General features: G+C 70.7%; 3 protein-coding genes. All 3 read right to left on the reverse strand.

Annotated elements, in window-relative coordinates; all coding sequences use genetic code 11:
- Positions 1-82 precede the first annotated feature (82 nt).
- The 3 genes from carB to ACIQOV_RS26415 are packed head-to-tail and all read right to left on the reverse strand — an operon-like array spanning position 83 to position 5101.
- A complete protein-coding gene (gene carB / locus ACIQOV_RS26405) occupies positions 83-3391 on the reverse strand; it encodes a carbamoyl-phosphate synthase large subunit (protein WP_401052504.1) in 3309 nt (1102 codons plus the stop codon).
- Positions 3384-4541, reverse strand: a complete 1158-nt coding sequence (gene carA / locus ACIQOV_RS26410; protein ID WP_380542692.1) for a glutamine-hydrolyzing carbamoyl-phosphate synthase small subunit — start codon at positions 4539-4541, stop codon at positions 3384-3386. Before carA ends, carB begins: the two co-directional genes overlap by 8 nt.
- Positions 4538-5101, reverse strand: coding sequence for a hypothetical protein (locus ACIQOV_RS26415; RefSeq protein WP_401052508.1), 564 nt, complete (start codon positions 5099-5101; stop codon positions 4538-4540). The genes carA and ACIQOV_RS26415 overlap by 4 nt, the downstream gene beginning before the upstream one ends.
- Positions 5102-5208 lie beyond the last annotated feature (107 nt).

Below are 5208 nucleotides of genomic sequence, written 5' to 3' on the forward strand. Positions count from 1 at the left end.
CTCCAGCACGATGCCGGTGATCTCGTGGGCGACGAAGTCGTGCAGTCACCCGGCTGTTCCGGTGCCCCCCACTGCGGTGGTGCTACTTGCGGCCGGCGTTGATCAGCTCGGCGTGCTCCTGGAGCGACATCACCCCGACCTCGTCGCGCAGCAGCGCGTCCATGCCCTGCACGGCCGCGCCCATCGCCTGGACGGTGGTCAGGCAGGGCACCGCGCGGGCCACGGCCGCGGTGCGGATCTCGTAGCCGTCGAGGCGGCCGCCGGTGCCGTACGGCGTGTTGATGATGAGGTCGACCTCACCGTCGTGGATCAGCTGGACGATGGTCCGCTCGCCGTTCGGGCCCTCGCCCTCGCTGTGCTTGCGCACCAGCGTGGACGGGATGCCGCCGCGCTGGAGCACCTCGGCGGTGCCGGCGGTGGCGAGCACCTCGAAGCCGAGGTTGACCAGCGCACGGGCCGGGAAGACCAGGTTGCGCTTGTCCCGGTTGGCCACCGAGACGAAGACCTTGCCCTTGGTCGGCAGCGCGCCGTACGCACCGGACTGCGCCTTCGCGTAAGCGGTGCCGAACACCTTGTCGATGCCCATGACCTCACCGGTCGAGCGCATCTCCGGGCCGAGCACCGTGTCCACCCCGCGGCCGTGGATGTCGCGGAAGCGGCTCCACGGCATCACGGCCTCCTTGACCGCGATCGGCGCGTCGGCGGGCAGCGTGCCGCCGTCGCCCTCGGCCGGGAGCAGGCCCTCGGCGCGCAGCTCGGCGATGGTGGCGCCGAGCGAGATCCGGGCGGCGGCCTTGGCCAGCGGCACGGCGGTCGCCTTGGAGGTGAACGGAACGGTGCGGGAGGCGCGCGGGTTGGCCTCCAGCACGTAGAGGATGTCGCCGGAGAGGGCGAACTGGATGTTGATCAGACCGCGGACGCCGACACCGCGCGCGATGGCCTCGGTGGAGGTGCGCAGGCGCTTGATGTCGTGGCCGCCGAGGGTGATCGGGGGCAGCGCGCAGGCGGAGTCGCCGGAGTGGATGCCGGCCTCCTCGATGTGCTCCATGACGCCGCCGAGGTAGAGCTCGGTGCCGTCGTAGAGCGCGTCGACGTCGATCTCCACCGCGTCGTCGAGGAAGCGGTCGATGAGCACCGGGTGCTCGGAGATCAGGCCGGCGTGGCGCTCCAGGTAGGAGGCGAGCGAGGCCTCGTCGTAGACGATCTCCATGCCGCGGCCGCCGAGCACGTAGGACGGGCGGGCGAGCACGGGGTAGCCGATCTCGTCGGCGATCGCCTTGGCCTCCTCGAAGGAGAAGGCGGTGCCGTGCTTGGGGGCCGGCAGGCCGGCGTCGCGCAGGACGCGGCCGAAGGCGCCGCGCTCCTCGGCGAGGTCGATCGCCTCGGGCTGGGTGCCGACGATCGGCACGCCGTTGTCCTTGAGCGCCTGGGCCAGGCCCAGCGGGGTCTGGCCGCCGAGCTGGACGATCACACCGGCGAGCGGGCCGGCCTGCTGCTCGGCGTGGACGATCTCCAGCACGTCCTCCAGGGTGAGCGGCTCGAAGTAGAGCCGGTCGGAGGTGTCGTAGTCGGTGGAGACGGTCTCCGGGTTGCAGTTGACCATGACGGTCTCGTACCCGGCCTCGGCGAGCGCGAAGGAGGCGTGCACGCAGGAGTAGTCGAACTCGATGCCCTGGCCGATGCGGTTCGGGCCGGAGCCCAGGATGATCACGGCGGGCTTGGTGCGCGGGGCGACCTCGCTCTCCTCGTCGTAGGACGAGTAGAAGTACGGGGTCTTGGCGGCGAACTCGGCGGCGCAGGTGTCGACGGTCTTGAACACCGGGCGGATGCCGAGGGCGTGGCGCACCTCGCGGACCACGTCCGGCTTCAGGCCGCGGATCTCGCCGATCTGCTGGTCGGAGAAGCCGTGCCGCTTGGCGTGGCGCAGCAGGTCGGGGGTGAGCTCGGCGGCCTCGGCCAGCTCGCCGGCGATCTCGTCCAGCAGGAAGAGCTGGTCGACGAACCACGGGTCGATCTTGGTGTACTCGAAGACCTCCTCCGGGGTGGCGCCGGCCCGGACGGCGTCCATCACGGTGTTGATCCGGCCGTCGGTCGGCACGACCGCCTTGGCCAGCAGCTCCGCCTTGTCGCCGACGGGGCCGGCCCAGGAGAACTGGGAGCCCTTCTTCTCCAGCGAGCGCAGCGCCTTCTGCAGCGCCTCGGGGAAGTTGCGGCCCATGGCCATGGCCTCGCCGACGGACTTCATGGTGGTGGTCAGGGTGGCGTCGGCGCTCGGGAACTTCTCGAACGCGAACCGCGGCACCTTGACGACGACGTAGTCGAGGGTCGGCTCGAAGGAGGCCGGGGTCTGCTCGGTGATGTCGTTGGGGATCTCGTCCAGGGTGTAGCCGACGGCCAGCTTGGCGGCGATCTTGGCGATCGGGAAGCCGGTGGCCTTGGAGGCGAGCGCCGAGGAGCGGGAGACCCGCGGGTTCATCTCGATGACGATGACCCGGCCGTCCTCGGGGTTGACCGCGAACTGGATGTTGCAGCCGCCGGTATCGACGCCGACCTCGCGGATGACGGCGATGCCGATGTCGCGCAGGATCTGGTACTCGCGGTCGGTGAGGGTCATCGCCGGGGCGACGGTGATCGAGTCACCGGTGTGCACGCCCATCGGGTCGAAGTTCTCGATGGAGCAGACGACCACGACGTTGTCGTGCTTGTCGCGCATCAGCTCCAGCTCGTACTCCTTCCAGCCGAGGATGGACTCCTCCAGGAGCACCTCGGTGGTCGGCGAGAGGGTCAGGCCCTGGCCGGCGATGCGGCACAGGTCCTCCTCGTTGTGGGCGAAGCCGGAGCCGGCGCCGCCCATGGTGAAGGAGGGGCGCACGACGACCGGGTAGCCGCCGAGCGTGTCGACGCCGGCCAGCACCTCGTCCATGGTGTGGCAGATGACCGAGCGGGCGGACTCGCCGTGGCCGATCTTGGCCTTGACGGCCTCGACGACGCCCTTGAAGAGCTCGCGGTCCTCGCCCTTGTTGATCGCCTCGACGTCGGCGCCGATCAGCTCGACGCCGTACTTCTCCAGCGTGCCCGCCGCGTGCAGCGAGATCGCGGTGTTGAGCGCGGTCTGGCCGCCCAGGGTCGGCAGCAGCGCGTCGGGGCGCTCCTTGGCGATGATCTTCTCGACGAACTCCGGGGTGATCGGCTCGACGTAGGTGGCGTCGGCGATCTCCGGGTCGGTCATGATCGTGGCCGGGTTGGAGTTGACCAGCACGACCCGCAGGCCCTCGGCCTTGAGGACCCGGCAGGCCTGCGTACCCGAGTAGTCGAACTCGGCGGCCTGGCCGATCACGATCGGGCCGGAGCCGATCACCAGGACGGACTTGATGTCAGTGCGCTTAGGCACGCTGGCCCTCCATGAGCTTCACGAAGCGGTCGAACAGGTAGGCGGCGTCGTGCGGACCGGCGGCCGCTTCGGGGTGGTACTGCACGCTGAAGGCGGGGACGTCGAGTGCCTGCAGGCCCTCGACCACGTCGTCGTTGAGGCAGACGTGGGAGACCTCGACCCGCCCGTAGGGGGTGTCGCTCACCTTGTCCAGCGGGGCGTTCACGGCGAAGCCGTGGTTGTGGGCGGTCACCTCGACCTTGCCGGTGGTCCGGTCCTGCACCGGCTGGTTGATGCCGCGGTGGCCGTACTTGAGCTTGTAGGTGCCGAAGCCCAGGGCGCGGCCGAGGATCTGGTTGCCGAAGCAGATCCCGAAGAACGGGGTCCTGCGCTCCAGCACGCCCTGCGCGACGGCGACCTGGTGGTCGGCGGTGGCCGGGTCGCCCGGGCCGTTGGAGAAGAAGACGCCGTCCGGGTTGACGGCGTAGACGTCCTCCAGGGTGGAGTTGGCCGGCAGCACGTGCACCTCGATGCCGCGCTCGGCCATCCGCTGCGGGGTCATCGCCTTGATGCCGAGGTCCAGCGCGGCGACGGTGAAGCGCTTCTCACCGATCGCGGGCACCACGTACGGCTCGGTGGTGGCGACCTCGGCGCACAGGTCGGCGCCCTTCATCTCGGGCGACTGCTGCACCCGGGCGAGCAGGGCGGCCGGGTCGGCCAGCGCCTCGCCGGAGAAGATGCCGCAGCGCATCGCGCCGCGCTCGCGCAGGTGGCGGGTCAGCGCGCGGGTGTCGATGCCGCTGATGCCGACGACGCCCTGGTTGACGAGTTCCTCGTCGAGCGGGCGCAGGGAGCGCCAGTTGGAGGCGACCCGGGCGGGGTCGCGCACGACGTAGCCGGCGACCCAGATCTGCTTGGACTCGTCGTCCTCGTCGTTCCAGCCGGTGTTGCCGATCTGCGGGGCGGTCATCACGACCACCTGGCGGTGGTACGACGGGTCGGTGAGGGTCTCCTGGTAGCCGGACATGCCGGTGTTGAAGACCGCCTCGCCGAAGGTCTCGCCGATGGCGCCGTAGGCCTGTCCGCGGAAGGTCCGGCCGTCCTCCAGGACGAGCACGGCAGGCACTCGTTCCCGCCGTTGGCGCTGCGTGGTGGGGGCAGGTGCGGTCATTGCGCGGCCTCTTCCGTCTTCGTCTTCGTACGTGTTGCGAGTCGAGCGATCGCCTCGACCCAGGCGGCGTGCTCGTCGGGGTGGTCGGCCCGGAAGCCGGAGTCCAGCTCGGTGCCCTCGTGCGCCCAGCTGACGACGAGCAGCCCGGAGGGGACGACCTTGCCGGCGATCCCGGAGTCCGTGCGGGCACCGGTCAGGTGCTCGGCCGGGATCCAGAAGTCGACGTCACCGGGGCGCTGCACCAGCAGGCCGTCCTCGCCGAGGGTGAGGTCGGCGCGGCTGCGGGTGCCCAGGCCGTGGGCGACGACCCGGTCGAGCCAGTTCCCGGCGGTGGTCGTGCCGTGGTACCGGCCGCTGGTCTCCAGGATGGTGCGTCCGGCGCGGTCCGGCACGGCCGGCAGCGGCGGGATGCCGGACTGCAGGGTGCGCCGCCAGTTCCATCCCTGGCGCATCAGCCAGTAGACCAGGCCGATCACGATCAGCAGGCCGATGGACCAGCCGATGTAACCGGGCCAGTCGGTGACCTTCGCCTGCTCCTGGGCGAGCGTGGCGTGGAGCATCACTCCGTGCCGCCCTGCTCGGCGAGCTCCCCGGCCAGCACGGTGGCGCGCCCGCGCAGGAAGGTGGCGTGCACGTACACGTGCTGAATGCCGGCCGCCGCGTACTC

Source organism: Kitasatospora sp. NPDC091257 (genome assembly GCF_044757675.1).
GTDB classification, from domain to species: domain Bacteria; phylum Actinomycetota; class Actinomycetes; order Streptomycetales; family Streptomycetaceae; genus Kitasatospora; species Kitasatospora lactacystinica.